This is a genomic window from Sorangium sp. So ce693 (assembly GCF_051521375.1).
Lineage (GTDB): Bacteria > Myxococcota_A > Polyangia > Polyangiales > Polyangiaceae > Sorangium > Sorangium atrum.
This window is the reverse complement of the sequence record NZ_CP150347.1, coordinates 4,724,543-4,749,250: the sequence shown is the minus strand read 5'-3', so window position 1 is coordinate 4,749,250 and position 24,708 is coordinate 4,724,543. Positions and strand designations below refer to the sequence as shown.

Annotated in this window: 19 protein-coding genes; 4 read left to right on the top strand and 15 right to left on the bottom strand. The window is 70.8% G+C overall.

Annotation, left to right across the window (positions count from 1 at the left end; genetic code table 11):
- Nucleotides 1-83 precede the first annotated feature (83 nt).
- The 6 genes from purH to WMF14_RS17870 form a co-directional block, all read right to left on the bottom strand.
- Complete coding sequence (purH, locus tag WMF14_RS17895; protein WP_437802431.1) at nucleotides 84-1,652, bottom strand: bifunctional phosphoribosylaminoimidazolecarboxamide formyltransferase/IMP cyclohydrolase; 1,569 nt, start codon at nucleotides 1,650-1,652, stop codon at nucleotides 84-86.
- 63 nt (nucleotides 1,653-1,715) lie between these two features.
- On the bottom strand, nucleotides 1,716-4,208 hold the full coding sequence (lon, locus tag WMF14_RS17890) for an endopeptidase La (protein WP_437802429.1): 2,493 nt from the start codon (nucleotides 4,206-4,208) through the stop codon (nucleotides 1,716-1,718).
- 206 nt (nucleotides 4,209-4,414) lie between these two features.
- Entirely contained in the window at nucleotides 4,415-5,671 is a 1,257-nt protein-coding gene (gene clpX / locus WMF14_RS17885) for an ATP-dependent Clp protease ATP-binding subunit ClpX (protein WP_012235779.1), read from the bottom strand.
- 482 nt (nucleotides 5,672-6,153) lie between these two features.
- Nucleotides 6,154-6,798, bottom strand: a complete 645-nt coding sequence (locus tag WMF14_RS17880) for an ATP-dependent Clp protease proteolytic subunit (RefSeq protein WP_012235778.1) — start codon at nucleotides 6,796-6,798, stop codon at nucleotides 6,154-6,156.
- A 317-nt stretch (nucleotides 6,799-7,115) separates the two neighbouring features.
- Entirely contained in the window at nucleotides 7,116-8,384 is a 1,269-nt protein-coding gene (gene tig / locus WMF14_RS17875; RefSeq protein WP_272098364.1) for a trigger factor, read from the bottom strand.
- 265 nt (nucleotides 8,385-8,649) lie between these two features.
- Complete coding sequence (locus tag WMF14_RS17870) at nucleotides 8,650-8,811, bottom strand: transcriptional regulator (RefSeq protein ID WP_272098363.1); 162 nt, start codon at nucleotides 8,809-8,811, stop codon at nucleotides 8,650-8,652.
- Between the two features lie 696 nt (nucleotides 8,812-9,507).
- Between WMF14_RS17870 and WMF14_RS17865 the strand changes: the two genes are divergently transcribed.
- Together WMF14_RS17865 and WMF14_RS17860 are read left to right on the top strand one after the other, a co-directional pair.
- Nucleotides 9,508-10,443: a ParA family protein gene (locus WMF14_RS17865; protein WP_437802427.1), complete on the top strand. Its 936-nt coding sequence runs from the start codon at nucleotides 9,508-9,510 to the stop codon at nucleotides 10,441-10,443.
- Nucleotides 10,440-11,351: a ParB/RepB/Spo0J family partition protein gene (locus WMF14_RS17860; protein WP_437802425.1), complete on the top strand. Its 912-nt coding sequence runs from the start codon at nucleotides 10,440-10,442 to the stop codon at nucleotides 11,349-11,351. The genes WMF14_RS17865 and WMF14_RS17860 overlap by 4 nt, the downstream gene beginning before the upstream one ends.
- A 20-nt stretch (nucleotides 11,352-11,371) precedes the next feature.
- On the opposite strand, the gene WMF14_RS17855 is transcribed toward WMF14_RS17860, so the two are convergent.
- The 4 genes from WMF14_RS17855 to WMF14_RS17840 are packed head-to-tail and all read right to left on the bottom strand — an operon-like array spanning nucleotide 11,372 to nucleotide 16,462.
- Nucleotides 11,372-12,448, bottom strand: coding sequence for a tetratricopeptide repeat protein (locus tag WMF14_RS17855; protein WP_272098360.1), 1,077 nt, complete (start codon nucleotides 12,446-12,448; stop codon nucleotides 11,372-11,374).
- The gene (gene glnD / locus WMF14_RS17850; RefSeq protein WP_272098359.1) at nucleotides 12,445-15,306 is read right to left on the bottom strand and encodes a [protein-PII] uridylyltransferase; all 2,862 of its coding nucleotides are present in this window, start codon (nucleotides 15,304-15,306) and stop codon (nucleotides 12,445-12,447) included. Before glnD ends, WMF14_RS17855 begins: the two co-directional genes overlap by 4 nt.
- Nucleotides 15,307-15,325: 19 nt before the next feature.
- Nucleotides 15,326-16,159, bottom strand: coding sequence for a CheR family methyltransferase (locus WMF14_RS17845; protein ID WP_272098358.1), 834 nt, complete (start codon nucleotides 16,157-16,159; stop codon nucleotides 15,326-15,328).
- Between the two features lie 15 nt (nucleotides 16,160-16,174).
- Nucleotides 16,175-16,462: a hypothetical protein gene (locus tag WMF14_RS17840; protein WP_272098357.1), complete on the bottom strand. Its 288-nt coding sequence runs from the start codon at nucleotides 16,460-16,462 to the stop codon at nucleotides 16,175-16,177.
- Nucleotides 16,463-16,573: 111 nt separating this feature from the next.
- On the opposite strand from WMF14_RS17840, the gene WMF14_RS17835 reads away from it, so the two are divergent.
- Entirely contained in the window at nucleotides 16,574-17,491 is a 918-nt protein-coding gene (locus tag WMF14_RS17835; RefSeq protein WP_437802423.1) for an ABC transporter ATP-binding protein, read from the top strand.
- Between the two features lie 229 nt (nucleotides 17,492-17,720).
- On the opposite strand, the gene WMF14_RS17830 is transcribed toward WMF14_RS17835, so the two are convergent.
- On the bottom strand, nucleotides 17,721-19,295 hold the full coding sequence (locus tag WMF14_RS17830; protein ID WP_437802422.1) for an ATP-binding protein: 1,575 nt from the start codon (nucleotides 19,293-19,295) through the stop codon (nucleotides 17,721-17,723).
- 89 nt (nucleotides 19,296-19,384) lie between these two features.
- Here WMF14_RS17830 and crcB point away from each other — a divergent pair, with 89 nt between their 5' ends.
- Nucleotides 19,385-19,768 (top strand): fluoride efflux transporter CrcB, encoded by a 384-nt coding sequence (gene crcB / locus WMF14_RS17825; protein ID WP_437802420.1) that lies wholly within the window; start codon nucleotides 19,385-19,387, stop codon nucleotides 19,766-19,768.
- A 70-nt stretch (nucleotides 19,769-19,838) separates the two neighbouring features.
- Here the strand turns inward: crcB and WMF14_RS17820 are convergent, their stop codons facing one another.
- The 4 genes from WMF14_RS17820 to rpsB all read right to left on the bottom strand — a co-directional run bounded on the left by WMF14_RS17820 (nucleotide 19,839) and on the right by rpsB (nucleotide 24,447).
- Nucleotides 19,839-20,843 (bottom strand): hypothetical protein, encoded by a 1,005-nt coding sequence (locus WMF14_RS17820; protein ID WP_437802418.1) that lies wholly within the window; start codon nucleotides 20,841-20,843, stop codon nucleotides 19,839-19,841.
- A gap of 588 nt (nucleotides 20,844-21,431) precedes the next feature.
- Nucleotides 21,432-22,376 carry a polysaccharide deacetylase family protein gene (locus WMF14_RS17815; protein ID WP_437802416.1) on the bottom strand — a complete coding sequence of 315 codons (945 nt, stop codon included), beginning with the start codon at nucleotides 22,374-22,376 and terminating at the stop codon, nucleotides 21,432-21,434.
- Nucleotides 22,377-22,385: 9 nt separating this feature from the next.
- Nucleotides 22,386-23,336: a translation elongation factor Ts gene (gene tsf / locus WMF14_RS17810; protein ID WP_272098349.1), complete on the bottom strand. Its 951-nt coding sequence runs from the start codon at nucleotides 23,334-23,336 to the stop codon at nucleotides 22,386-22,388.
- 271 nt (nucleotides 23,337-23,607) lie between these two features.
- Nucleotides 23,608-24,447 (bottom strand): 30S ribosomal protein S2, encoded by an 840-nt coding sequence (gene rpsB / locus WMF14_RS17805; RefSeq protein ID WP_437804226.1) that lies wholly within the window; start codon nucleotides 24,445-24,447, stop codon nucleotides 23,608-23,610.
- Nucleotides 24,448-24,708: the final 261 nt, after the last annotated feature.

Sequence of the window (24,708 nt, the reverse complement as noted above, 5' to 3'; positions counted from 1 at the left end):
GGCGCAAGGGAGAGGGAGCGCGCGCGCCCCGGGATGGGGAGGCGCCAGGCCGGTCCGTGGCGGGACCGCGGCGCCAGGCCAGCTCAGTGACGGAAGTGCCGGGCCCCTGTGAACACCATCGCGATCCCCGCCGCGTCGGCCGCGGCGATGACCTCCGCGTCCTTGACGCTGCCTCCAGGCTGCGCGATCGCCGTGATCCCGTGCTCCGCGGCGAGCACCACGTTGTCCGGAAACGGGAAGAACGCGTCCGACGCCAGGACGCTCCCGCGAGCCCGCTCGCCCGCCTTGCTGCAGGCGATGCGCACGCTCTCGACCCGCGACATCTGTCCGGCGCCGATACCGACCGTCCTCCCGGGAATCGCGAGCACGATCGCGTTGGATTTCACGTGCTTGCAGACGCGCCAGCCGAGATCGAGCGCCTCGATCTCCTGCTCCGTGGGCGCGCGCTTCGTCACGACCCGGCCGCCGCGCACCTCGCCGGCCGCCGAGGCGTCCCGCTCCTGGACCACCAGGCCCCCGCCGACGCGCTTGAACGTCAGCTCCCGGTGATCCGCGGGCAGGAGCGCGCCGGTCGCCAGCAGCCGGAGGTTCTTCTTGGTCCGGAGCACCTCCAGCGCCTCGGGCGCATAGGCGGGCGCCACCACGCACTCCAGGAACGTCTCGACGAGCACCTCGGCGGCCGCGCGGTCGACCTCGCGGTTCAGGGCGACGATCCCGCCGAAGGCGCTGACGGCGTCCGCCTCGCGCGCCGTCCTGTAGGCGGCCGCGAGGCTGTCGCCTGTCGCGACGCCGCACGGGTTCGTGTGCTTCACGACGACCGCGGCAGGCTGCGTGAACTCGCGCACCGCCTCGAACGCGGCGTCCACGTCGACGAGGTTGTTGAACGAGAGCTCCTTGCCGCCCGCGCCCAGCGACTCCGCCAGCGCCAGCGACCCCGCGGCCGCGCCCCGCTCACGATAGAAGGCGCCGGACTGGTGCGGGTTCTCGCCGTACCGGAGCGGATAGGCCCGCTCGAGAGCGAGCGTGAGGAAGCGCGGATAGGCCTCGCGCTGCGCGGCGTTCGGCTCACCGTCCTCGGGCAGCGAGGACAGGTAACCGGACACCATCCCGTCGTAGGCCGCCGTGTGCGCAAACGCCTTGGTGGCGAGCCGGCGGCGGGTGGCGCTCGACACCTCACCTTGCCTGTCGATCTCGGCGAGCACAGCATCGTAGTCGGCCGGATCGACCACCACCGCGACGCGCGCGTGGTTCTTGGCCGCGCTCCGCACCATCGACGGCCCGCCGATATCGATGTTCTCGATGATCTCGGGGTGCGTGACCCCCGGCTTCCGGACGGTCGCCTCGAAGGGATAGAGATTGCACACCACGAGATCGATCGGCGCCCCGCCGAGCCGCGCGAGGTCCTCGTCGTCGATCGCGCCGCGCATCAGGATGCCGCCGTGCACGCGGGGATGGAGCGTCTTCACCCGGCCATCCATCACCTCGGGAGAGCCGGTATAGGCCTCCACCCCGATGACCGGCACGCCGGCGTCCGCGAGCGCCCGCTGCGTCCCCCCGGTCGAGAGGATCTCCACGCCCTTCTCCGCGAGCCGCCTGGCCAGCGGGAGCAGTCCCGTCTTGTCGGATACCGAAATCAGTGCGCGTCGAATCATTGCGACGCACAGCTAGTGCGTCTCTGCGGCGACCGCCAGCCTATCCGACGGGCGCCGCAGCGCTCACGCGCCGGGCGGCGCGGCCGGCGTCGGCTCGCCCGCCGCGGCCGGCGGCGCCTTGACCGACGCCGCCTCGGTGACGAGCTCGCCGTCCCGGTACTCCAGGACGCCCTTGGGCGGCCCGAAGACCGCATAGGAGTCGGGCAGGATGAGCGCCTCACGGAGCACGTCGTCGACGTGCTCGACGAGCACGAGCCGCAGCGCCTTCAGCACCCGCCGCGGCACGTCCCGGAGATCCTTCCGGTTCTCCTTCGGCAGGATGACGGTCGCGATGCCGCCGCGATGGGCCGCCAGCAGCTTCTCCTTGAGCCCGCCGATCGGCATCACGCGGCCGCGCAGGGTGATCTCGCCCGTCATCGCGAGATCCCGCCGGACAGGCACCTTCATGAGCGAGCTGACGAGCGCGGTCACCATCGTGACGCCTGCGCTGGGCCCGTCCTTGCGGACGAAATCGGGGAAGTGAATGTGGACGTCGACCTTTTGATAGACGTCCGGCTCGAGCCCGAGGCGATCGAGGCGCGAGCGGACATAGCTCATCGCCGCGTGCCCGCTCTCCTCCATCCCCTTCTCCAGCAGCCCGGTGATCACGAGCTTGCCCTTGCCCGGCACCACCGTCGCTTCGGCCGGGAGCAGATCGCCCCCGACGTTGGTCACGGCGAGGCCGTTCACGAGGCCCACCTCGTCGCGCTCCTCGCGCCGGCCGAGCCGGTACTTGGGGACGCCGAGGTACTTCGGGATGCTCTTCGCGACGACCTCGATCGGCTTCTCCTTGCCGTCGGACACCACCCGCCTGGCCACCTTGCGGCAGACGCTCGCGATCTCGCGCTCCAGCGAGCGCACGCCGCTCTCCTTCGTGTAGTGGTGGATGATCGTCCGGAGCGCGCCCTCCGTGAAGTCGAGCGACACGTCCTCGAGGCCGCACTCCTTCCGCTGCCGGGGCACGAGGTACTTCACCGCGATGTTCAGCTTCTCGAACTCCGTGTAGCCCGAGAGCTGGATGACCTCCATGCGGTCCTGGAGCGGCACCGGGATGCCAGAGAGCGTGTTCGCCGTCGTGATGAACATCACGTCGGAGAGATCGTAATCGAGATCCAGGTAATGGTCGTTGAACGTGTGGTTCTGCTCCGGATCGAGCACCTCGAGCAGCGCAGCCGCCGGATCCCCGCGGAAGTCGGTCGACATCTTGTCGACCTCGTCGAGCAGGAACACGGGGTTGTTCGTCCCGACCTTCTTGAGCGACTGGATCAGCTTGCCGGGCAGCGCGCCGATGTACGTCCGCCGGTGGCCGCGGATCTCCGCCTCGTCGCGCACGCCGCCGAGCGACAGCCTCACGAACTTGCGCCCCGTCGCCCGCGCGATCGACTTCGCCAGGCTCGTCTTGCCGACGCCGGGCGGCCCGACGAAGCAGAGCACCGGGCCCTTGAGCTTCTTCGTGAGCGCCTGGACCGCCAGGTACTCGAGGATCCGCTCCTTGATCTTCTTGAGGCCGTAGTGATCCTCATCGAGGATCCGCTCGGCCTCGACGAGGTCATAACGCTCCTCGCTCTTGTCGTACCAGGGGAGCTCCAGGATCCAATCGATGTAGTTGCGCACCACGGTCGCCTCGGCGCTCGTGGGGTGCATCATCTTCAGCTTCTTGAGCTCCTTCTTGACCTTCGCGGCGGCCTCCTTGCTCATCCGCTTGGTCTTGAGGGCCTCTTCGATCTCCTGGATCTCGTTCTTGAACTCGTCGCGCTCGCCGCCGCCCAGCTCCTTCTGGATGGCCTGCATCTGCTCGTTGAGGTAGTACTCCTTCTGCGTCTTCTCCATCTGCTTCTTGACGCGACTCCGGATCTTCTTCTCCACCTGGAGAATCTCGATCTCGGCCTGCATCAACTCGATGAGACGCTCGAGCCGCTTCTGCGGCTCCTCCATTTCGAGCAGCGCCTGCCGGTCGGTCAGCTTGATGGTCGGCAGGTTGGCGATGATGGTGTCGGCCAGCCGCGAGGCCTCGTCGATGGCCTGCACCGCCATCAGGACCTCGGGCTGGATCTTCTTGTTGAGCTTGACGTACATCTCGAACGTCGACTGGACCGAGCGCATCAGCGCCTCGACCTCGACGCTCGCGACCGAGCTCTCGACGATCTCGTCGTACTCGATCAGGAAGTACGCATCGCTCTGGACGTAGCGGCGGATGCGCGCCCGGCGCTTGCCCTCGATGAGCACCTTCACGGTGCCGTCCGGGAGGCGGAGCAGCTGCATGATGGCGCCGACCGAGCCGACGCCGAAGATGTCGTCCGGCGTCGGATCGTTCGTCTTCGCGTTGCGCTGCGCGGCGAGGAAGATCTCCTTGCCGCGGTTCATCGCCTCGTCGAGCGCGGCGATGCTGCGCTCGCGCCCGACGAACAGCTGCGAGACCATGTGTGGAAAGACGATGATGTCGCGAAGCGGGAGCAACGGGACGATCCCGCGCTCGGGTGCGTTCTTGCCGCGATCACTGTCGTTCTTGAAGAACATCCGCCGTCTTTCCGGGAGTGTCGGGAGGTCGGGGCACCCCCGCCTCGGTTGTCAAATGCCTTGGTTTGATGCTGAACTTCCGCCGGCTCGTCCCGCTGCCCTCCAGGGACACGCGGCGCCGGCACGCCCGGAGGAGCCTCCGGGGGGCGAGGGCTCGGCCCGGGCCGCGCCTTGCGCCCCGGCCCGCGGCCCCCCGGGGGCGAGCGCTACGCGAGCTCCGCCTCCTTCGTGTACACGATGAGCGGAGGCTCGTGCTTCACGATCACGTCCTCGCTGACGACGACCTCCTTGATCCCCGTGCGGGACGGGACGTCGTACATGATGTCGAGCATCGCCGACTCGAGGATCGCGCGGAGGCCGCGGGCGCCGCTGTTCCTCTCGAGGGCCTGGCGGGCCACCGCCACGAGCGCGCCCCGGGTGAACTTGACCTTCACCCCGTCCATCTCGAAGAGCTTCTGGTACTGCTTGACCAGGCTGTTCTTCGGCTTCGTGAGGATGTCGATGAGCGCCTCCTCGTTCAGCTCGTGGAGCGTCGCCACGACCGGCAAGCGCCCGATGAACTCCGGGATGAGCCCGAACTTGAGGAGGTCCTCCGGCTGGACGACGCTGAGCAGGTCGCCCAGCTTGAAGTCCTTCTTCGCCTTGATGTCGGCGCCGAAGCCGAGGGTGTTCTGGCCGATGCGCCGCTGGATGATCTGATCGAGCCCGACGAACGCGCCGCCGCAGATGAACAGGATGTTCGTCGTGTCGACCTGCAGGAAATCCTGCTGCGGGTGCTTGCGCCCGCCCTTCGGGGGCACGTTGGCGATCGTCCCCTCGATGATCTTGAGCAGCGCCTGCTGCACGCCCTCGCCGGAGACGTCGCGGGTGATGCTCGGGTTGTCGCTCTTCCGGCTGATCTTGTCGATCTCGTCGATGTAGACGATGCCGCGCTGCGCGCGCTCGACGTCGTGATCCGCGTTCTGGAGGAGCTGGACGATGATGTTCTCGACGTCCTCGCCGACGTACCCGGCCTCGGTCAGCGTCGTCGCGTCCGCGATGGCGAAGGGGACGTTGATGATCTTGGCGAGCGTCTGCGCGAGGAGGGTCTTGCCGGAGCCCGTCGGCCCCAGCAGGAGGATGTTCGACTTGGACAGCTCTACGTCGTCCGAGGAGACCCGGCTGTCGATGCGCTTGTAGTGGTTGTGCACCGCCACAGCGAGGATCTTCTTGGCGCGGTTCTGGCCGACGACGTACTCGTCCAAGGTCGCTTTGATGTCGGCGGGCTTGGGCACCGGGGTCGACCCCGCGTACGGCTCGTCCTTCTCGACCTCCTCCGCGATGATGTCATTGCACAGCCCGATGCACTCATCGCAGATGTAGACCGTGGGGCCCGCGATGAGCTTCTTCACCTCTTTCTGCGACTTGCCGCAGAAAGAGCAGCTTAGATTGCCATTCGAGTGATCGTCCCGCCTTCGCTCCACTTCGACCCTCAGTGCGGTCTGCCGACGCTACCGCTTCAATGAGAGGTGGGGTCCCGCCGCGGCGGCGGCCCCTCCAACTTGCGCCGGGAACGGCTTCCACCGTTCCCTGGATTTTCAGCGATGCGCAGCCAAACGCCGCGCTCGGATTCTAGTGCGGTGCCCGTACCGTCGCAAGCTAACGGGGGTGGTCTCCAGCCTGTGGCCGAAGTCAGGGAATCACCCGATGGCGCCCCGCTGTCGGCCGACGACGAGGCCGCACGTCGCACGAAAAGCGCGAAAAACAGCGGATCGAGCGAGCACAGCGCGGCGCGCAAGGAACCGCTCCCGCGTGCTCCGCTCCCGCGCGCCCGCGCGCAATGCCCCGCCCGCCACAGCGGCGGGGCGTGGCATCGTGACGCCGCGCGACGGCGCGCCGCGGCCCGGCGCGACGCCGCGCCGAGCTTCGGCCCCAGCACGCCCGCCGAACGCGGCGGCGCAGCCACCTACTTGTTCCGCTTCGGGAAGACCTCGTCGATCAGGCCATACTCCTTGGCCTGCGTCGCGCTCAGGTAGAAGTCGCGCTCGATGTCCTTCGCCAGCTCGTCCCGGTTCTTGCCGGTCGCGTCGACGAGGATGTCGATCAGCGTCTCCTTGATCTTCTTGATCTCGCGCGCCTGGATCTCGATGTCCGTCGCCTGACCGCGCGCGCCGCCGAGCGGCTGGTGGATCATCATCCGCGCGTGCGGCAGCGCGAAGCGCCGACCCTTGCGGCCGGCGCCGAGCAGCACGGCGCCCATCGACGCGGCCTGGCCGATGCACATCGTCGACACCGGGCAACGCACGTACTGCATCGTGTCGTACATGGCGAGCCCCGACGTCACGACGCCGCCCGGGCTGTTGATGTAGACCTGGATCTCCTTCTCGGGATCCTCGCTCTCCAGGAAGAGGAACTGCGCGATCACGGCGTTCGCGACGAAGTCGTCGATCTCCGTGCCGATGAAGACGATGCGATCCTTGAGGAGACGGCTGAAGATGTTCCACTCCCGCTCGCCGCGGTGGGTCACCTCGGTGACCGTCGGGAGGATGTAGGCCTTCTCGCGTTCGAGAAACTCGATGGCTTGGGTGCGGGTTTCGACTCGTCGGGTCATCCGGTGCTCCGGGGGGTTCGCTGCCGCGCGGCAGGGGCTCTACTCCTGGGCCAGACTGCGTCCGATCGCAAGACCGAACGCGCCCAAGGTTACCGGAAATATCGGCCGCTCGCCGCGCGGCGCACGGAACACGCGGCGCGCCGCGGCTCGCTCGATCCAGGCGCGCGCGCCCGATGTCGCCCGATGTCGCCCGATGTCGATCGAGAGCGCGAGAGGCGCGACCTGGACAAACGGCGCACGCCGGCGCAGCAGAGCTGAGGCGCCGGCGTGCGGAGCAGAGGTCCGGCCATTCCGCGCCGGACTTTTGCTGGGCGGGGCTAGCTCGCGTCCGCGACCTTCGCCGCAGCCTCGATGATGTCGAGGATCTTGTCCTCGAGGATCATCCCGGCGAAGAGCTCGCGCTTCTGGGGCTCGCGGTACTCCGCCTTGATCTTCGCCACGTTCTTGCCGGTCTGCTCGGCGAGCTCCTCGTAGCCCTTCTCGAGATCGGCCTCGGTGATCTTGACCGCCTTCGCCTTCGCGATCTCGGCCATGACCAGGCCCGCGCGCACCTTCATCTCGGCGTCGAGCCGCACGCGGGCGCGGAACTCCGGCGTCGGATCGACGCGCTGCCCCTGCCTCCGCGCCGTCGCGAGCAGCTCGCGCTCGGCGAGCTGCGCCTGCTGGTCGACGAGCGACGGCGGGACCGGGATCGGGTTCGCCTTGCAGAGCTCCACGACGAGCTGCTCGGCGACGGCGTCGCTCGCCCGCTGCGTCAGCTCCTTCTCGATCTTCTTGCGGAGCGACTCGCGGAGCGCGGACAGGCTCTCGTCGCCGCAGTCCTTCGCGAACTCGTCGTCCACCTCCGGGAAGATGCGCTCCCGCAGATCCTTCAGCGTGATGTGGAAGGTCGCCTGCTTGCCCCGCAGATCCGCGTTGGAGTGCTGCTCGGAGAACGTGACCTGGACGTCCTTCGACTGGCCGGGCGTCATCCCGGCGAGGGCGTCCTCGATCTCCTTGAAGACCTGGCCGCTGCCGAGCTCGGTCTCGATCTCCTGCTCCTTCGTGTCGCGCAGCGCGCCGCCGACCTCGAGGGTGAACGCGATCGTCGCGACATCCCCCTTGGCCGCGGGGCGCTCCGGATCGGGCGCCTGCAGCGTCGAGTGCTCGCGCCGGAGGGCGGTGATCTCGGCGTCGATCATCTCGTCCGTCGGCGTGGTCGAGGGGCGCTTCACCTCGAAGCCCTCCCACTTCACCTCGGCGATGTCGGGGCGGACCTCGAAGCGGGCCTTGTACGAGAACGTGTCGTCAGGGCGGAGCTCGGTGGGCGCGATCGCCGGCTGGGACAGAGGCTGCACCTGCTTGTCGGCGAGCGCCTGGTTCAGCGTGGCGTCGACGAGCCGCTGGGCGACATCGGCATGGATGCGGCCGCCGTAGAGGTGCGCGAGCACCTGGCGCGGCGCCTTGCCAGGCCGGTAGCCCCGGACCCGGGCCGTCCGCTGGAGCGCCGTATAGGCCTTGTCGACCTCGCTCCGGACCCGGTCCGCGGGGACCTCCACCTGAAACTCCATCAGCACGGGAGAAAGCTTTTCGACGTTGACTTGCATGGCGGTTTTTTCGAAGGGCGGCACTCGTGCCACGCGTCGCTGGGGGGGTCAAGACGAGCGACAGGACGCTGCTTTAAAAAAAAAGGAGCCCCGGCGGAGAGGCGGCCGCCGGGGCTCGGATCCCGGGAGGGATCGTGCAAGCTGATGTGCAGCGCTGGCGCTGGCGACGCGACGTCACGGGGCAGCAGCGCCGAGCGCAACCGCGAGGACGTGCGAGCACGTGCGAGGACGTTGAAAAGACCTCCCGCGCGCCGCGCCGCCGCGCTCAGTCGTCCGAGGCGTCGAACGGGTCCTTTTCGAAGTCGAGCTCGGCGTCGAAGGACCCCTCCTCCTCGACGATGTCCTCGAGCGAGAAGCCCACGCGGTTCGGGCGGAGAATCTCCCGCTCGAACTCTGCAAAGTTCTGATACGACCTGGGAAGCGGCATCTGTCCTCCTCACATGTGCCGAGGCGACGTCGGTGCGTCGGTCTGCTCGGCGAAGCTGGGCACCACGTCCGTGATCAAGGGGCGGTCGGCGTCGGCCCGCGACTCGAGGTCGAAGGCGGACGACGGCGCGAACCGAGCGCCGACCTGCGTTGAAGCGAAGGCGAAAGCACAAGGACCTGCGCAGGCGCGAGCGGCGCAGGGCCGCGCCCGTCGCACCAGAAGGCGCGCGCGAGGACCCGATCGACGGGCCCCGGGTCGCAGCAGGCCAGCAGCGCCCCGCCGAGGCCGAAGCAGCGACCTCGCCTCGAGGCTCGTCCGCGCGCCCATGCCTTCGCCGTTCGGCCACCTTTGCCTACATCAAGCGACATGTGGGCACTGTAGATACGCCTGCCGTTCAGGCCAACAATCCGGCAAGCGAAGGGTGGCGATGGCGGCGAGCGGAGGACGACGCCCCGCGCGGGTCCGCGCCCTCCCGGGGGGCCCCAACACAGCGTCCAGGGCGCGTCCTGGGTGCCGCAGCCCAGCGTCCAGGGCGTCTCAGGACGCCCGCGGCGGCAGCGCGCTGGGCCCGCGCGCTGGACCGACCGCGCTGGACCGACCCGCACGCTCGGTCGAACGTTTGTGTCGAGGCGCCCGCTTCTCTCGACGTGCCGATGGGGGTCGTGTAAGCAGCCTGGTCGGACGCGACACAGCACGATGCCATCGCCCAACGAGGGGGGCGCGCCCGGCAAGCCCGGCGCCGCCCCCAAGCCTTCGCCTGTCATCTTCGCCGTCGCCAACCAGAAGGGGGGCGTCGGCAAGACCACGACCTCGGTCAACCTGGCCGCGAGCTTCGCCGCGGCAGAGTACCGCACGCTGCTCGTCGACTGCGATCCGCAGGGGAACGCGTCGAGCGGCGTCGGCGTGCGGCGCGGGAGCTTCGAGCTGTCCCTCTACGACGTCCTGATCGGGCGAGCGGCGCTGAAGGACGCGATCGTGCCGACCGAGGTGCCGCTCCTCGGCGTGGTGCCCGCGACCCAGGACCTCGTCGCGGCGGAGCTCGAGCTGGTCGACGCGGACGATCGCGCTGTGCGGCTGCGCAACGCGCTGCGCCCGCAGCTCGCGGGCTACGACTACGTCGTGCTCGATTGCCCGCCGTCGCTCGGGCTCCTGACGCTGAACGCGCTCACCGCGGCGCACCGGGTGCTGGTGCCGCTCCAGTGCGAGTACTACGCGCTCGAGGGGCTGACGCACCTGATGGCGACCATCGACCGGGTGCGGAGCGTCTTCAACGCGGAGCTCACGGTCGAGGGCGTCGTCCTCACGATGTACGACGGGCGCAACTCGCTCACCCACCAGGTGGCCGACGAGGTGAAGGCGCACTTCCGCGTCTTCGACGCGATCATCCCGCGCAACGTGAAGCTCAGCGAGGCGCCGTCGCACGGCAAGCCGGCGCTGCTCTACGACGCGCAGTCGAAGGGGGCGCAGGGCTACCTGAGCCTCGCGCGCGAGATCCTGGACGGCCCGCCCGCCGCCGCGGCAGACACGAAGAAGAAGCCGCGCGGGGACGCCGTCGAGGCGGAGCCGCCGGCCGAGCCTTCGCCCCCGCAGAACCCCGGAGAGCGCGCGAGGGACGCACGACCCAGATCATGAATGCCGATCAGAAAGGGGCGCGGCGCGCGCTCGGACGGGGGCTCGACGCCCTGCTCCCGGCGGCGCCGCCGGCGACAGCGACGGCGGCCGAAGGGCGCAGCGTGTTCGTGTGCGCGATCGAGAAGATCGTCCCGCAGAAGGGGCAGCCGCGGCAGCACTTCGACGAGACGGAGCTGGAGGAGCTCACCGGCAGCATCCGCGAGCACGGGCTCATCGAGCCGCTCATCGTGCGCCGGACGCAGGCGGGGAACGACGCCTTCGAGCTCATCGCGGGCGAGCGGCGGTGGCGCGCCGCGCAGCGCGCGGGGCTCAGGGAGGTGCTCGTCGTCGTCAAGGACGTCTCCCCCAAGGAGGCGTTCGAGCTCGCGCTCGTCGAGAACGTGCAGCGGGCCGACCTCAACCCGATCGAGATCGCCGAGGCGTTCGACCGGCTGCTGCGCGAGCACAGCTACACGCACCAGACCCTCGCCGAGCGCGTCGGCAAGGACCGCACGACGATCGTCAACTCGCTCCGGCTGCTCCGGCTGCCGCCGCGGATCCGCACCATGGTCATCTCGCGCGAGCTCAGCGAGGGCCACGCGCGCGCGCTGCTCGGCGCGCCCAGCGACAAGGTGATGGCCGACGTCGCGGAGCGGACCGTCCACGGCAAGCTCCCCGTCCGCAAGGTCGAGGCGCTGATCAAGGCGGCGAAGGAGAGGGAGATCCGGGCCGCCGAGGGCGAGGGCGAGGAGGCGGGCGAGAAGAAGCGCGGGGGGAAGTCGCCTGCGATCAAGGACCTGGAGGCGCGGCTCGCGCGGCGGCTCGGGACCCGCGTCGAGGTGCGCGACCAGGGCGGCCACGGCGAGCTCGGCATCACCTATGGCTCGCTCGACGAGCTCGACAGGCTCATCGCGCTGCTCGGCGCGTGAGCCTGCTCGGCCTCCGGGCGCTACTTCAGCCTGGCGCTGAGCTCTTTGACCTTGGCGCGGGCGCGCTTGCCGATCTCGGTGTCACCCCCGTGCTTCCCGGCCTCCGTGAGCGCGGCGATCGCGCTCTGCGGCTTGCGCTCGGCCAGGAACGACAGGCCGAGGTAGTAGTGCGCGGCCGCGAACCGCGGGTCCACCTTGATCGCCGCCTGGTAGTCGGCGCGCGCCCCCGGCTCGTCGCCGAGCTCGTGGCGGCACGTGCCGCGGCGCACGTGGAACTCGGCCTCCGGCTTCAGCTTGATGGCGCGGTCGAACGCCGCCACGCAGTCGGCGTAGGCCTTCGCCGGCCCAAGCATCCGCCCGATCGTCGCGATCGTCGCCACGTCGTCGCCGGTCGCCGCGAGCGCCTTCTTGAGCTCGGCCGCGGCCCGGTCGAGCACCTTCGCCTCGAACAGCATCGCGCCGTAGGCGAAGCGCGTGGCGGCCGTGTCCTCGGCCTTGAGCGCCGCCTCGTAGTGCTTGCTCGCGTTCGCCACGTCGCCCTTCAGCCCGTACGCGTAGGCCAGGTTCTGGTGGAGCGCGGCCCGGTCCGGCGCCTGCTCGATCGCCTTCGAGAGGACCGCGATCGCGTCGTCCGGTCGAGGCGGCTCGTCCAGGTAGAGCGCGGCCAGGTTCAGCGCGGCGGCCTCGAGCTTGGGATCGCTCGCGAGCGCCTTCTTGTACGACGCCTCGGCGCCGGCGCGATCGTTCGTCTTCTCGTTGGCGAGGCCGAGGTAATAGTGCGCCTCGGCGCTGCCCGGCTCGTGCTCGATCGCCTGGAGGAGGTGCTGCTTCGCCTCCTCGTACTTCTCGTTCTTGATGTACGCGATGCCCCGATCCAGCGCCGTCGACGAGGCGCCCTTCGAGGCCGCCGCGTCGCTGCCTTCGGGCGGATCGGCCAGGAGCGGGTCGCGCTGCGGCTCCTGCGCCCCCCCGCACGCCGCGACGCACGCGGCGAGCGCTGCTGCCGCCAGGACCCGCTGCGCGGCGGGCCTCGCCGTCGTCGTCATCGCCGTCGCCGCCGCCGTCCACACCGCGCGCGTAAACCACCTCTCGTTCATCCGACACTCCCTTCGCCGTCCAGACCCTGGAGGACGGCGTGCAGCCGCTCCTCGACCTCTTGCGTCCGCTTGCCGTTCGCGATCTTCGTCCCGTCCGCGTCGCTCACGTAGAACACGTCGGCCACGCGCGTGCCCTCCGTGTTGATCTTGGCGACCGAGATCGAGAGGCCGAGCCGGTAGAGCGCGTCCGAGATCGCGAACAGGAGGCCGGGGCGGTCGCGCGTGAGGACCTCGATCACCGTGTGGTGCGAGGCGCGATCGTCGATGGATATCTGCGTCCGGACCTTCGGCGTCGGCCGCTCGCGCAGCGCGCCGCCCCGGCGCTTCTTGGCGAGCTCGGCGCCGGAGAGCTGCCCCGAGAGCACCCCCTGGATGTCGGTCACGAGCTTCGGGATGGCGCGGGCCACCCCCCCTACCCCTTCGCCGCGGTCGCGCACCCAGAACAGGTCGACGGCCTGCAGGCGCACGCCCGCCGGCGGGGACGAGCCTGCCCTCGCGCGGATCACGCCGCCGTCGTCCATCCCCTCGTCGTCGCACGCGCGCGAGTGGATCTGCGCCGCGTGGACCTCGAGGCGCGAGGCCGCGAGCGCGGCCGTGATCGCCGCGAGCAAGCCGGGGCGATCCGGCGCCACCACGCAGACCTCCGCGGCCTCCGGGTGGCGCGACGGGACGAGCGCGACCGAGACGCTGTTGCCGTTCGACTGCTGCTGCCGGGCGAGCTCCGAGTGCGCGGCGATCGCGGCCGGGCTGTTCGCGAGCAGGTAGCGCTCGGGCATCGACGCCAGATAGCGGGCCAGGAAGTCCCGCTGCGCGCGCCGCTCGGCCTCGCTCGCGGCCGGGAGGTCCTCGAGGGCGCCCACCGTACCGCTGATCGCGCGGGCCATCCGCTGGTCATCGATGCCGAACGGCCCCGCGTCCTCGCGCGCGCCGCGCAGGGCCCTGTCCGCGGAGAGGTACAGCTCGTCGAGCATGCGCGCCTTCCACGACGTCATCGACGTGGGGCTCGTGGTCGAGAGGTCGGCGACCGTGAGCAGGTAGAGATCGCGCAGCCCCTCGCGGCCGTGGACCTCCTGGCAGAACTCGGAGATCGTCGCGGGGTCGTCGAGATCGCGCCGGGTCGCGATGAGGTACATCACGAGGTGCTTCAGCACGAGGTGGCACGCCTCGTCGATGTCCTCCTGAGGGAAGCCGAGCCGCGCCAGGATCTTCCGGGCCATCTCGGCGCCGCGCCCGCTGTGATCGGTGCCCCCGATCGCCTTGCCCACGTCGTGCAGGAGCGTGGCGAAGAACAGCATCGTCGGCCGCGTCGCCTCGGCGGCGAGCCGGCACGCGAGCCCGAACTCGCCCGCGAGCTCGCCCCGCACGAGCGACGCCAGCCGGTCGACCGCGGCGACCGAGTGAACGTCGACCGTGTACACGTGGTAGACGTCGTGGTGGACGCGCCCGACGACCGGCAAGAACTCCGGGATCATCGCGAGCAGGAGGCCGAGGTCGTGCAGCTCGCGGACGACCGACCCGCTCTGCAGCTCCGTCTCCTTGCACGTGGCGACGAGGGTCCTGAACCGCTCGGCGGCCTCGGGGCTCTCGCGGAGCGCCGCGCAGAACGCCGGATCGCCGGCCGCGCGGACGATCGCGCCGCGCGCGTAGGGCAAGAGCGGCACGCCGCGCTCGACGGCCTCGGAGACGAGCCGCAGCGCGATCGCCGGATCGGTCCTCAGCAGATCCGGATCGCTCATCGTGATGCAGCCGTCGAAGAGGCGGACCCCGGCGCCGAGGTCCTCGTCGCGGCGGCGGCGCCGCGTCAGCGTCGGCGTGGCGCGCGAGACGATCATGTCGAGGGAGCGCGAGATGGTCCGGGCGCTCCGGTAGTAGTCGCTCATCATCCGCTCGATCGCCTCGGGCGACACGGCGGCCTCGTCAGGGGGCGGCGCGCCCTTCCGGCCGGCGTCGGCCGGACCGGCGCCCTTGCTGTAGCCGAGCGCGCCGGCGCACAGCTCCTGCTCGTCGAACGTCAGCCGGTCGGTCCTCCGCCCGGAGTGGGCGTGGAGCAGGTTGCGGATGCGCCAGAGCATCTCCGAGGCGCTCCGGATCTCCTCCGCCTCGCGCGCGACGAGCGCGCCGAAACGGACGAGCGCGTCGAACTCACCGACGCCGTAGCGCGCCTTCGCGGCCCAGCGGGCGACGTCGAGATCGCGCAGCCCGCCCGCGCCGTTCTTCACGTCCGGCTCCAGGAGGTAGACCGAGCCGCCGAAGCGCTCGTGCCGCTGCGCGATCTCCTTCCCGAGCCGCTCGATGAAGCGGGGCAGCTCCGAGTGCGCGAAGATGCCCGAGGAGGCGCGCTGCCAGAGCGACTCCGACAGCGACGCGTCGCCGACGACGTGCCGCCAGTCGAGCAGGCTCGTCGCGGTGGGCAGGTCCTCGCGCGCGCCGTCGATGAGGTCGTCGATGGTGACGACCTGGTGCCCCACGGCGACCCCCATGTCCCAGAGCGGGTAGAGCAGCGCGTCCGCGATGGCGCTGGCGCGCTGGGCGTCGCGGGCGAGGATGCGCAGGTCGAGATCGCTCCGCAGCGCGGCCGCGCCGCGGCCGTAGCCTCCGACCCCGGCGATCGCGACCGAGTCCCACTCCTTGCGGCCGGGCCCGCCGGACTCGCGCAGCAGGTGGAAGAGGCGCGCCAGGAGATCGTCGAGCAGGCGCGCGTGGCGCCGCCCCAGGGCGACCCCGACGGCGGCCGGATCCGCGGCCGGCGTGGAGCCGCTCGGCGCCGTGCGATCGAGCTCGGCGCGCTCGCGCGCGTAGGCGGCGCGGAGCTCGGCGAGCCCGCTGGGCCTGGACGTGGGGGAGAGGTCGACGCTCATGCGGTGTCGTTCTGCTTTCTCAGGCGCCCGGGGCGCGGAAGGCGGTGACGTGCGCGTTCACCTTGATCGGCGTGAGGCCGGCGCCGCAGAGGCGCGGCGCCTCGCTCGCGGCAGAGAACAGGAGCCCGCCTGGGCCGAGCTCGGCCGCGAGGCGGCGCGCCACCGCGTCGCCGGCGGGCTCTGCGAGGTACAGGAGCACGTTCTTGAAGAAGATGATCTGGAACCCCCCGCTCGGCACGGCGTGCACCAGATCGCAGACCTCGAAGGAAACGACGTCGCGCAGCTGCTGGCCGACGTGCAGCGCTCCGCCCTTCTCTTCACAGTAGCGCTGAACGAAGGACGGGGGGAGCTGGTCGACGGCCTCGGCGGAGTAGACGGCATCGCGCGCCGCCTCGATCGCCGGAGCGGCGCGGTCGACCCCGAGCACGCTGAAGCGGCGGCCCGCGCTCGCGAGCACCATCGCCAGGGTATAGGCCTCCTCGCCGGTGCTGCACCCGGCGGAGAGGCCGGCGATCGGCAGGTCGGGCGGGAGCCTGGGCAGCACCGAGGTCGCGATGGCCTCCCAGATGATCGGGTCGCGGTAGAAGCGCGTCTCGCCGACGCGCAGCGCGCTGACGATCTCCTCGATGGCCTCCCTGTCGTCCCGCAGCCGCTCGGCGGCCGCGAGCGGCGAGACGCCGTGGCGCGCGGCCACGGCGCTGAGCACGGCGAGGACCCGCTCGCGCACCCAGCCTGGGGCGGCGAGGCTGCGGCCCAGGCCGAACCGGCGCTGCAGCTCGGCGAGCGCGAGGTCGACGGCCCGCTGAGCGGACCGCGCTGCAGGACCTCCTCCCGCTCTCGACGATCGGGCCATGGAAGGTCGTCGCGATCAGCCGAGGAAGCCGGCTTTTCTGGCCTGGGCTCCCTTGCCGCCGCCGTCGAGGGCGATGGCGAACACGTCCTTCAGCGCGAGCACGAACGTCTCGCCCTTGGTGCTGCGCGCCTTGAGGAGCCCGCCCGCGCTCGACACGGCCTCGATCTTGGTCACCGGGAGCGACACGCCGTCGTGCGCGGCGTAGAGCGTGAGCATGCGCCCTTCGGGGAGCTCGGCCCAGCCATCCTTGTCGGTCTTCGCCTCTGCTGTCTCGAGGGCTGCCTTGAGTAGGTCGTCGGTCATGAGCAACGTTTCCGTCCCGCGCCCTGCCGCGTCAAGCACGTGCTCGCCCTTACCGTGATGCAAGGCGATCGGCGTCCTGCGGGGCCTCCTCCGTGGTACCGTACGGCGCGGATGTCGAGAAGGCCGCCCAGCCAGGTCTCCCCCTCGCACGCGGCCCCCCCGGAGGCGCAGCAGGTGGGCAACATGCCGCCGGGGTGGCAGGCGGGGGATCACCTGTTCGTCGACGACATCAAGAAATCGTTCGGGGCGACGAAGGTGCTGCACGGCATCACCATGCACCTCCGGCGGACCGAGACGGCGGTGATCATCGGCGGGTCGGGCGCTGGCAAGACGACGCTGCTCCGGCTGCTCATCGGGCTGGAGCGGCCGACCACCGGCCACATCTGGGTCGACGGCGTGGACATGGGCGCGCTCGGCGATTTCGAGATGAACCGGATGCGCCAGCGGTTCGGCATGGTGTTCCAGTACGCGGCGCTGCTCGACTCGCTCACGATCTTCGACAACGTGGCGTTCCCGCTGCGCGAGCACCGGAAGCACATGTCGAAGCGGGACATCCGCGACAAGGTCGTGGGCATGCTGAACTCGCTCGGCCTCGAGAACAAGGAGGACCGGATGCCGTCGGAGCTGTCCGGCGGGCAGCGCAAGCGGGTGGGCCTGGCGCGCGCGCTGATGCTGGAGCCCGAGATCCTCATCTACGACGAGCCGACCAGCGGGCTCGATCCGCTGACGAGCCGGCTGGTCGACGACCTGATCGAGGAGACGCGGGCGCGCTTCAAGGTGACGAGCGTGGTGATCTCGCACGACATGGCGAGCACGTTCCGCATCGCGCACCAGGCGTTCCTCGTGATCCAGGGGCGCGTCGTCGCGTCGGGGACGCCGGACGAGCTGGCGCACGGCGACAACGAGCAGGCGCGCCAGTTCATCGCGGCATCCGGGGTGGCGACGGACGAGGTGTCGCGGGTGAACCGGCCTGCGCTGGCGGACGGCACGGGCGGGCGGGTGATCGAGTTCAGGAAGGCGGCGGAGTAGCCAAGGGGGGCCGCGGGACGAGAGGTCCTGCCGGGCGCCCGGCCCGAGCAGAGGGTGTTCGTCGCGCGGCGCGGGGACCCCGCCGGACTCGCCTGGGACAGAGCTCCTCCGGCGTAGCCGGAGGAGCTCTGTCCCAGGCTCAAACATCGGCCCTCCCCGCGCCGCGCGACGAACACCCTCTGCTCGGGCCTACGCTCTTCGTTCCTGGAACCGGAGCTCGAGCGGCGCTCTACAAGCGGAGCAGCGCGACGCGGCGGCCGCGGGGCGTCGTCGCCTCGGAGAACTTGGGCGCGGTTCGAGCGAGGCGCCCGCGGGCGTCGAAGATCACGAGCGTCCCGCGCTTCTGGCGCAGGCGCGCGAGGTAGTCGTCGAGCTGCGCGAGGCCTTCGCGGAGCGGATCCTTCTGACCCTTGCGCCATACCTTGAGCTCGACCGCGCGCCGCTGGACGGCCCGGGAGCCGTCGGGCTTCTGGTAGGGGAAGCGGACGAGCAGATCGATGCGCCCACGGCCGACGCCGTACTCGCGATCGATGAAGCCGCCGCCGTTGACCGCGCGCTGGAGGAAGGCCATCAGGACGAGCTGCGGAGCGACCTCTGGGTACGGCATCCCGGAGGCAAGCACCTCGCCGTGCTCGTGCCAGAAGGCCGCGAACGCGCGGAGCAGGCGCCGGAAAGCGAGGCGGCCGTCGGGCAGGCGGAAGCGCTCGGGCGGGGCGTCGATCCGCTCCTCGGCCGAAGAGGACAGGACACGGGCGATCACCTCGCGGTAGATGGGGTTCGCGACGCGCAGCGGCTTGCCCTGGGCTACGAGGCCGAGATCGCGGACGTAGGAGGCGTCGTCGTCGTACGTGTCGCCGCCGCCCTCGTACGTTCCCGCGAGCAAGGGCTCGAGCACGCGGCGGACGCGGGGCTCGGCGAGCTTGCTGACGAGCGAGTCGAGGTGGGTCGCACGGGCCAGGATGAGGCGCTCCTTGGCCTGCTCGACGTGCGCGCGGGTGATGGGCTCGCTGGGCGGGACGGCCATCTTTTCGACGATCTCGCGGCCGAGGGCGTTGACGAGCCACGGCTGGCCGGCGGTGAGCTCGAAGGCCCGGGAGAGCGCCGCATCGACGAAGACCTGGCCGGTGTCCTCCGTGTGCTGGGCATAGAGCGCGCGGAGCTCTTCCTCCGAGAAGTCTCCGAGCCGCAGGGACTCGAGCTTGATGTTGAACGGGCTCGCGGTGCCAAGGCGTCCGGGATCGCCGCCGCTCGCGGCCTTGTAGTCGCGTACATCGCGCAGCCCGCAGAGGATCACCGAAGCGGGGAAGTGGTCGGGACGGCTGGGGAAGCCAGCGCGGAGCTGGCGCAGGATGCTGAGAAGGCCCTGGCCGCGCAGCGAGTCGATCTCGTCGAAGATGAGGGCGAGCGGGCGCGGGCAGGCGCGCGCCCAGGAGGTGAGGGCCGCGGAGAGGAGGCCCTCGTCGCCCTCGAGGGAGAACGGCGGCGGAAGGAGCTCGGGCGGCAGCGCGATCTGGGCCGCGCGCGTGAGCTCGCGCAGGACGGCGCGCTGGGCGGAGCCGTAGTCGTCGCCCGCGGCGCTGCCCTCCTCGCAGGAGAAGAGGAGCGCGGCGTGGCGACCCGAGGCCGTGAGCCGCTCGGCGACGGCGCGCAGGGCGGTGGTCTTGCCCGTCTGCCGGGGGGCGTGGACGACGAAGTACCCCATCTGCTCCACGAGCCCCGGGGCCTCGGGCAGGCGGCTCTCGGCCGGGATCATGTAGTGCAGATCGGGGCGGCACGGCCCGGTCGTGTTGAAGCGGCGCTTCACCCGCGCCAGCGTTGGGCCAGCAGCGGAGAGGACGCAAGTGCGCGGCCGCCGTTCACGATCTTCGCGACTCGAGCGGGAAGGTGAAACGAATGGAGCGGTGGTTCTGGATCGGTCTCGGTGGCGCAGCGGGGACGCTCGCCCGGTACGGGCTCTCGACGTGGTGCCAGCAGCGCTTCGGCGCCGAGTTTCCGTATGGGACGCTCGCGGTCAACGTGATCGGGTCGTTCTTGCTCGGCGTCATCGGAGAGGTCGCCGCGACGACGGAGCTCCTGTCGCCGACGCTCCGCCTCAGCCTGAGCACCGGCGTCATGGGCGGCTTCACCACGTACTCGAGCTTCAACAACGAGACGATCCGGCTCATCGAGTACAAGTCGTGGGCAGCGGGGCTCGCCAACATCGCGATCACGCTGATCGCTTGCTTGCTCGCCGGCGTCCTCGGGATGGTCGTCGCGAGGCGGCTCATCGCGGGCTGAAGGCGTGGAGATGGACCGTTGGAGAGCGCTGGCGGCAGGCGATGCCGCCCGTGGTCCTGGGAGATGAGGCTCAGCCGTCGGCGCCGAGGCTCGGCGTCGTCTCTCCCTGCGCCGGCGGTACGGCGCCCGGTGCTCCGCCGGCGGCGGGCGGGGGAGTCTCTCCGTTGGACGAAGGCTTCTCTCCGGCGGGCGGGGGCTTCTTGGCGGAGCTGCCGGAGCGGGCCTCGAACATCCATGCAGCCTTGTTCAGCTCGGGGACCAGGATCGTTCCATCGACCCGGCGCGCCGCGCGAAAGGCACGGAGGATCTTCTCGATCACGACCGCGACGCGCCCGTCCTGCAGATCGAGCGCGCGTTGCGTCACCCGTCGCCCCGCGGCGATCTGGACGCTGGCGACGCCGCGCACCCGCTGCGCCGTGGCCCGGAGCGCGGCCGCGCACTCGGCGCCGACACCGTAGTCCTCGAGGAGCTTCGCGTCCTGCGCGGGATCGGCCCGTCGGGTCTCGTCGATGAAGCTCGCGAGCGCCTCGAGGCCCTTGGCGAGGCTCTCGGGGGAGTCCGCGCGCCCCACGACGGCGTCGACCCGCGCCATGCGGCGAGCCCCGAGCGCGTTGCGCAGGCCGTCGTAGCAGAGATCGCGCTCGCCGATGCCGTCGCGCATCGCGCTCCGGCCCTGGACCTCGAGCGCGGCCCTCGCGCCTGCCGCCTCGGTCGCCGCCGCGTCGTGCGACCGCTTCATCGCCTGGAGCCGGCCCGCCTCGGCGACGAGCAGCGGCAAGAGCGCCGCGGGCATGCGCACCTTCCCGCGCTGCGCCTCGGACAGCGAGCCCAGGATCCGCCGCGCGGAGGCGACGAAGTGGGGGACGTCATCGATGAGGCTCTGCGAGTCGATGCGCGTCCCCTCGGTGACGAGGTCCTCCTCGGGGATGCCCGCGTAGGTGCGCGCGGCGAACGCGCCATCCGCGGGGCCGAGCTCCCTCGCGAGCGCGTCGAGGGTGATGGTGGTCGATGAGACGATCGGTACCTCGGCCGGCGATGCCGCCGGCGCGGGCTTCTTGGTCTTGGAAATGGCCATGAAAGAAGAAGCTATGAGAAGGCGTCAATGAAAGGAAAGGGAGCACTCCCGCGAGCACAATCACGTCGCGACAGCCCGATCCGATGAGGCGCAGGGGCGCACCATGCCCGGGACACGGCACACAGCCGCCGGCGGGGACGCGCATGGCAGGATGCGGCGCGCGCGAAGCGCAGGATGAGAAGCGCCACGACGGCAGGGGGTGGCGCGCGAGGTCGTCGGGCGAAGGCGCGGGACGGCGGTCGCACCAGCGCACCACGCGCCGGGACGCGCGCACCACACGCCGGAACGCGCGCACCACACGCCGGAACGCGCGCACCACGCGCCGCGACGCGCACACTGCGCGGAACAACGTCGCGCAGAGGCGGAGCGAACCCGCGCACGGCGCGCAGGCAGCTCGCGGGAGCCACCGCACGCCACGCGCAAGACACGCCAGGCCCCTGCGCACGACGCGCCAAGAACGCGCGCACCACACACTAGAAACGCGCGCATGACGCACGGGGATCACGCACACGACGCAGAGCGTCGAATCGACTTCCCCTCTCGCTCAGCCGGCAATACTCGCTCTCGGAGTCGGCACCGCCCCCCGGGTCACTCCACGAGCCCGCGCTCCCTGCTCGCCTCGTCCAGCCGCACGAAGCTCGCTCCCCTCCGTGCAAGCTCCTCCACGAACACCCCCAGCGCCTCGATCCGCCTGCCCAGCGGCACCCGGAGCTCCGGCTGGTGCGGCGCGAGCGCCTCGAGGCTGTCGCTCCGGTCGAGGAAGTCCATGCCGTGCAGCTCCAGGTTCACGAGCGCCTCCCCGGCGCACGCGCGCGCCAGGAGCCGCGCCCCCGCCGCGCCCGCGAGCGCCACGCTCGTCCCGATGACCGGCAGCCGGAGCCCCGGCGTCACCTGGATCGGCAGCTCGACGAAGCGCCGGCCGCCGCGCCGGTACCACGGCCGCCCCGGCCGGTACGGCCGGCGCGGCGCCGCGAGCACGCGCGGGGTATCCAGGATCGCAGCGGATCCCCTCCCCTTCACGCGCTGCACGCCCATCGCGAGCGCCTTCGCGGCGTAGTACGGCGGGCACGGGAACACCGAGGAGTCGAACGCGACACCGACCGCGTCGAGCGCGTCGAACAGCGCGTCGCTCACCGTGTACCCCGGCGCGCGGAAGCCCGTCGGACGCCGGCCGACCGCCTCCGCGATGGCCTCGGCGCCCAGCAGCACCTCCCGCGCGATCGCGGCGCGCGGGAGCCGCGAGAGGTCGTAGCGGTGCCCGTACGAGTGGTTCTCGACCGCGTGGCCAGCGTCGCTCAGCGCGCGCAAGGTCGCGGCGCTCTCGGGGCGCGCGAGGTCGCGGCCTATCGCGAACAGCGTGATGGGGATGCCGTGGGAAGCAGCGAAAGCAGCGATGCGGGGGAGCGCCGTGTCATAGACGGCGCTCAGCGCGACCGCCGCCCCGGAGCGATCCGGGACGGCGAGCCCGTGGATGGCGAGGTAGTTCGGGACCTCGTCGAGGTCGATCGAGACGGCGGCGAGGCGCCCCCGCATCGGACCGCGTCAGCTCGCGGCCATCTTCGCCACCTCGGCGGCGAAGTCGTCCTCTTTCTTGGCGATGCCCTCGCCGCGCTCGTACCGCACGAAGCGCGTGAGCTTGAGCTCGCCGCCGGCGGCCTTCGACGCCGCCTGGAGGAGCTTCTCGATCGTCTGGCCGGCCTCGCCGCGCGACGCGGCCTCCACCGACTCCTGCTCGAGCAGCGCGACCTCCGAGTACCACTTGTTGAACTTGCCCTCGATGATCTTGGGCCACGCCGCCTCCGGCTTCGGCTTCGGATCCTCGCGCAGCTGCCCCTCGAAGATCTCCTTCTGCTTGGCCTTCAGCTCCTCCGTGACCTCCTCGCGGCGGAGGACGAGCGGGCTCATCGCGGCGGCCTGCATCGCCGTCTCGTCGATGAACTTCTGCACCGCAGGGTGCTCCGCCACCGCCTGGCTCGACGCCTCGACCGCGACGAGCACGCCGATCTTGCCGCCGAGGTGCACGTACGCGTGCGTGACGCCGTGCTTGCCCGCCGGGATCGACACGCGATCCCACCGGCGCACAGCGACCTTCTCGCCGATGCGCGCGGTCAGCTCGGTGGCCGTGTCGGCGATCGACTTGCCGCCGATCGAGAGCTGAGCCGCGTCCGCGCCGTCGGGGGCCTTCTCGACCGCCGAGAGCACGTCGCCGACGAACTGCCGGAACGCGTCGTTGCGGGCGGCGAAGTCGGTCTGGATGTTGACCTCGACCATCGTCGCGCTCCGCCGGTCGGCCGCGACCACCGCGCGGACCTCGCCCTCGGTGGCGGACGCGCCGGCCCGCTTGGCGCTCTTCGCGAGACCCTTCTTCAGGATGATCTCGACCGCCTTCTCCATGTCGCCCTCGGCCTCCGTGAGGGCGCTCTTGCAGTCGCTCATCCCCGCCTGGGTACGCTCACGAAGCTCCTTGATCGCCTGCGCATTGATGCCGGCCATGGCTCTTTCTCCTTCAACCTGGAACCTAGATAGGAAGAGGCCGCGCCGAGCGGCCCCCGTTCACCACACGTCCGACTGCTGTTGCACGAACGGCCCGAGCGAGGGCGGGTCGAACCGCAGAGGCACAGAAGGCGCAGAGGCGTGAAATTTTCATTTCTGTCCCTGCGCCCTCTCTGCTCTCTCGCGGCTGCCACACCGCCCAGGCGAGCGGTGACGTCGCCGTCACCCCACCGCCCGGGCGCTGGGCCGCTCCGTCGCGGCTCGCGCCGCGCTACGACGCCTGCTGCTGGCGCGGGCCGCCGCCGCGACCGCCGCCGCGGCCGCCCTGGTAGACGTTGATCTCGTCGCGCTGGCCGCGACCGCCGCCCGCCCCCTGCTGCGCGCCCTCGCCGTGATCCTTGCGGCGCTGCGCGCCCTCGACGCACGCGTCCGCGACGCGGGCCGTGATCAGCCGGATCGAGCGGATGGCGTCGTCGTTGCCAGGGATCACGAAGTCGACGAGATCCGGGTCGCAGTTCGTGTCCGTGATGGCCACGACCGGGACGTTCAGCTTGCGCGCCTCGCTGATCGCGATCGACTCCTGGTGCGGATCGATCACGAAGATCGCCGCCGGGAGGCCGCCCATCCCCTTGAGGCCGCCCAGGTACTTCTCGAGCCGCTCGCGCTCCTTCTCGAGGCGGACGACCTCCTTCTTGAGCAGCTGCTCGTAGGTGCCGTCCTCCTTCATGCGCTCGAGGGTGCGCAGGCGATCGAGGCCCTGCTTGATCGTCCGGAAGTTCGTCAGGGTGCCGCCGAGCCAGCGGTTCGTGACGAAGTACATGCCCGCCCGGCGGGCCTCCTCCTGCACGATGTCCTGCGCCTGGCGCTTCGTGCCGACGAACAGCACGTGGCCGCCGCGGCCGACCGCGTCGGTCAGGAAGTCGTACGCGCGCTTGAAGAGCCGCGTCGTCTGATCGAGATCGATGATGTGGATGCCGTTGCGCGCGCCGTAGATGAACGGCCGCATCTTCGGGTTCCAGCGCTTCGTCTGGTGGCCGAAGTGCACGCCCGCGTCGAGCAGCGAGCGGAGCGGGAGCGGGAAATCCCCCGGCTGGGGGGCGGCGGCCTGCATGGTGTCGACCGCGGGGACGGATGCGGAGAAGCTGGTATCGGTCACGGCAGTGTCCTTTCGGTTGGTCCGCCGCTCCCCCTCCCGCGACCAACCCCAGGCGCGGACAGGAGCGTCCGTGCTGCTGGGGCACCGGGCCGCGGAATGCCGTGGGTGCCAGGAGAGCGTGTGGATTCGGTTCAGCGGCAGCGAAGGTGAGAGGTTTCAGCCTCCGCTGTCCCCCTCGTCACGAGACCGCAAGAAGGGGGCGGTTTGCTACCCCGA

Coding starts and splice junctions, on each gene's coding strand:
- purH (WP_437802431.1), bottom strand. CDS start 1,652: ATGATTCGACGCGCACTGATTTCGGTATCCGACAAGACGGGACTGCTC.
- lon (WP_437802429.1), bottom strand. CDS start 4,208: ATGTTCTTCAAGAACGACAGTGATCGCGGCAAGAACGCACCCGAGCGC.
- WMF14_RS17880 (WP_012235778.1), bottom strand. CDS start 6,798: ATGACCCGACGAGTCGAAACCCGCACCCAAGCCATCGAGTTTCTCGAA.
- tig (WP_272098364.1), bottom strand. CDS start 8,384: ATGCAAGTCAACGTCGAAAAGCTTTCTCCCGTGCTGATGGAGTTTCAG.
- WMF14_RS17870 (WP_272098363.1), bottom strand. CDS start 8,811: ATGCCGCTTCCCAGGTCGTATCAGAACTTTGCAGAGTTCGAGCGGGAG.
- WMF14_RS17865 (WP_437802427.1), top strand. CDS start 9,508: ATGCCATCGCCCAACGAGGGGGGCGCGCCCGGCAAGCCCGGCGCCGCC.
- WMF14_RS17860 (WP_437802425.1), top strand. CDS start 10,440: ATGAATGCCGATCAGAAAGGGGCGCGGCGCGCGCTCGGACGGGGGCTC.
- WMF14_RS17855 (WP_272098360.1), bottom strand. CDS start 12,448: ATGAACGAGAGGTGGTTTACGCGCGCGGTGTGGACGGCGGCGGCGACG.
- glnD (WP_272098359.1), bottom strand. CDS start 15,306: ATGAGCGTCGACCTCTCCCCCACGTCCAGGCCCAGCGGGCTCGCCGAG.
- WMF14_RS17845 (WP_272098358.1), bottom strand. CDS start 16,159: ATGGCCCGATCGTCGAGAGCGGGAGGAGGTCCTGCAGCGCGGTCCGCT.
- WMF14_RS17840 (WP_272098357.1), bottom strand. CDS start 16,462: ATGACCGACGACCTACTCAAGGCAGCCCTCGAGACAGCAGAGGCGAAG.
- WMF14_RS17835 (WP_437802423.1), top strand. CDS start 16,574: ATGTCGAGAAGGCCGCCCAGCCAGGTCTCCCCCTCGCACGCGGCCCCC.
- crcB (WP_437802420.1), top strand. CDS start 19,385: ATGGAGCGGTGGTTCTGGATCGGTCTCGGTGGCGCAGCGGGGACGCTC.
- WMF14_RS17820 (WP_437802418.1), bottom strand. CDS start 20,843: ATGGCCATTTCCAAGACCAAGAAGCCCGCGCCGGCGGCATCGCCGGCC.
- WMF14_RS17815 (WP_437802416.1), bottom strand. CDS start 22,376: ATGCGGGGGCGCCTCGCCGCCGTCTCGATCGACCTCGACGAGGTCCCG.
- tsf (WP_272098349.1), bottom strand. CDS start 23,336: ATGGCCGGCATCAATGCGCAGGCGATCAAGGAGCTTCGTGAGCGTACC.
- rpsB (WP_437804226.1), bottom strand. CDS start 24,447: ATGCAGGCCGCCGCCCCCCAGCCGGGGGATTTCCCGCTCCCGCTCCGC.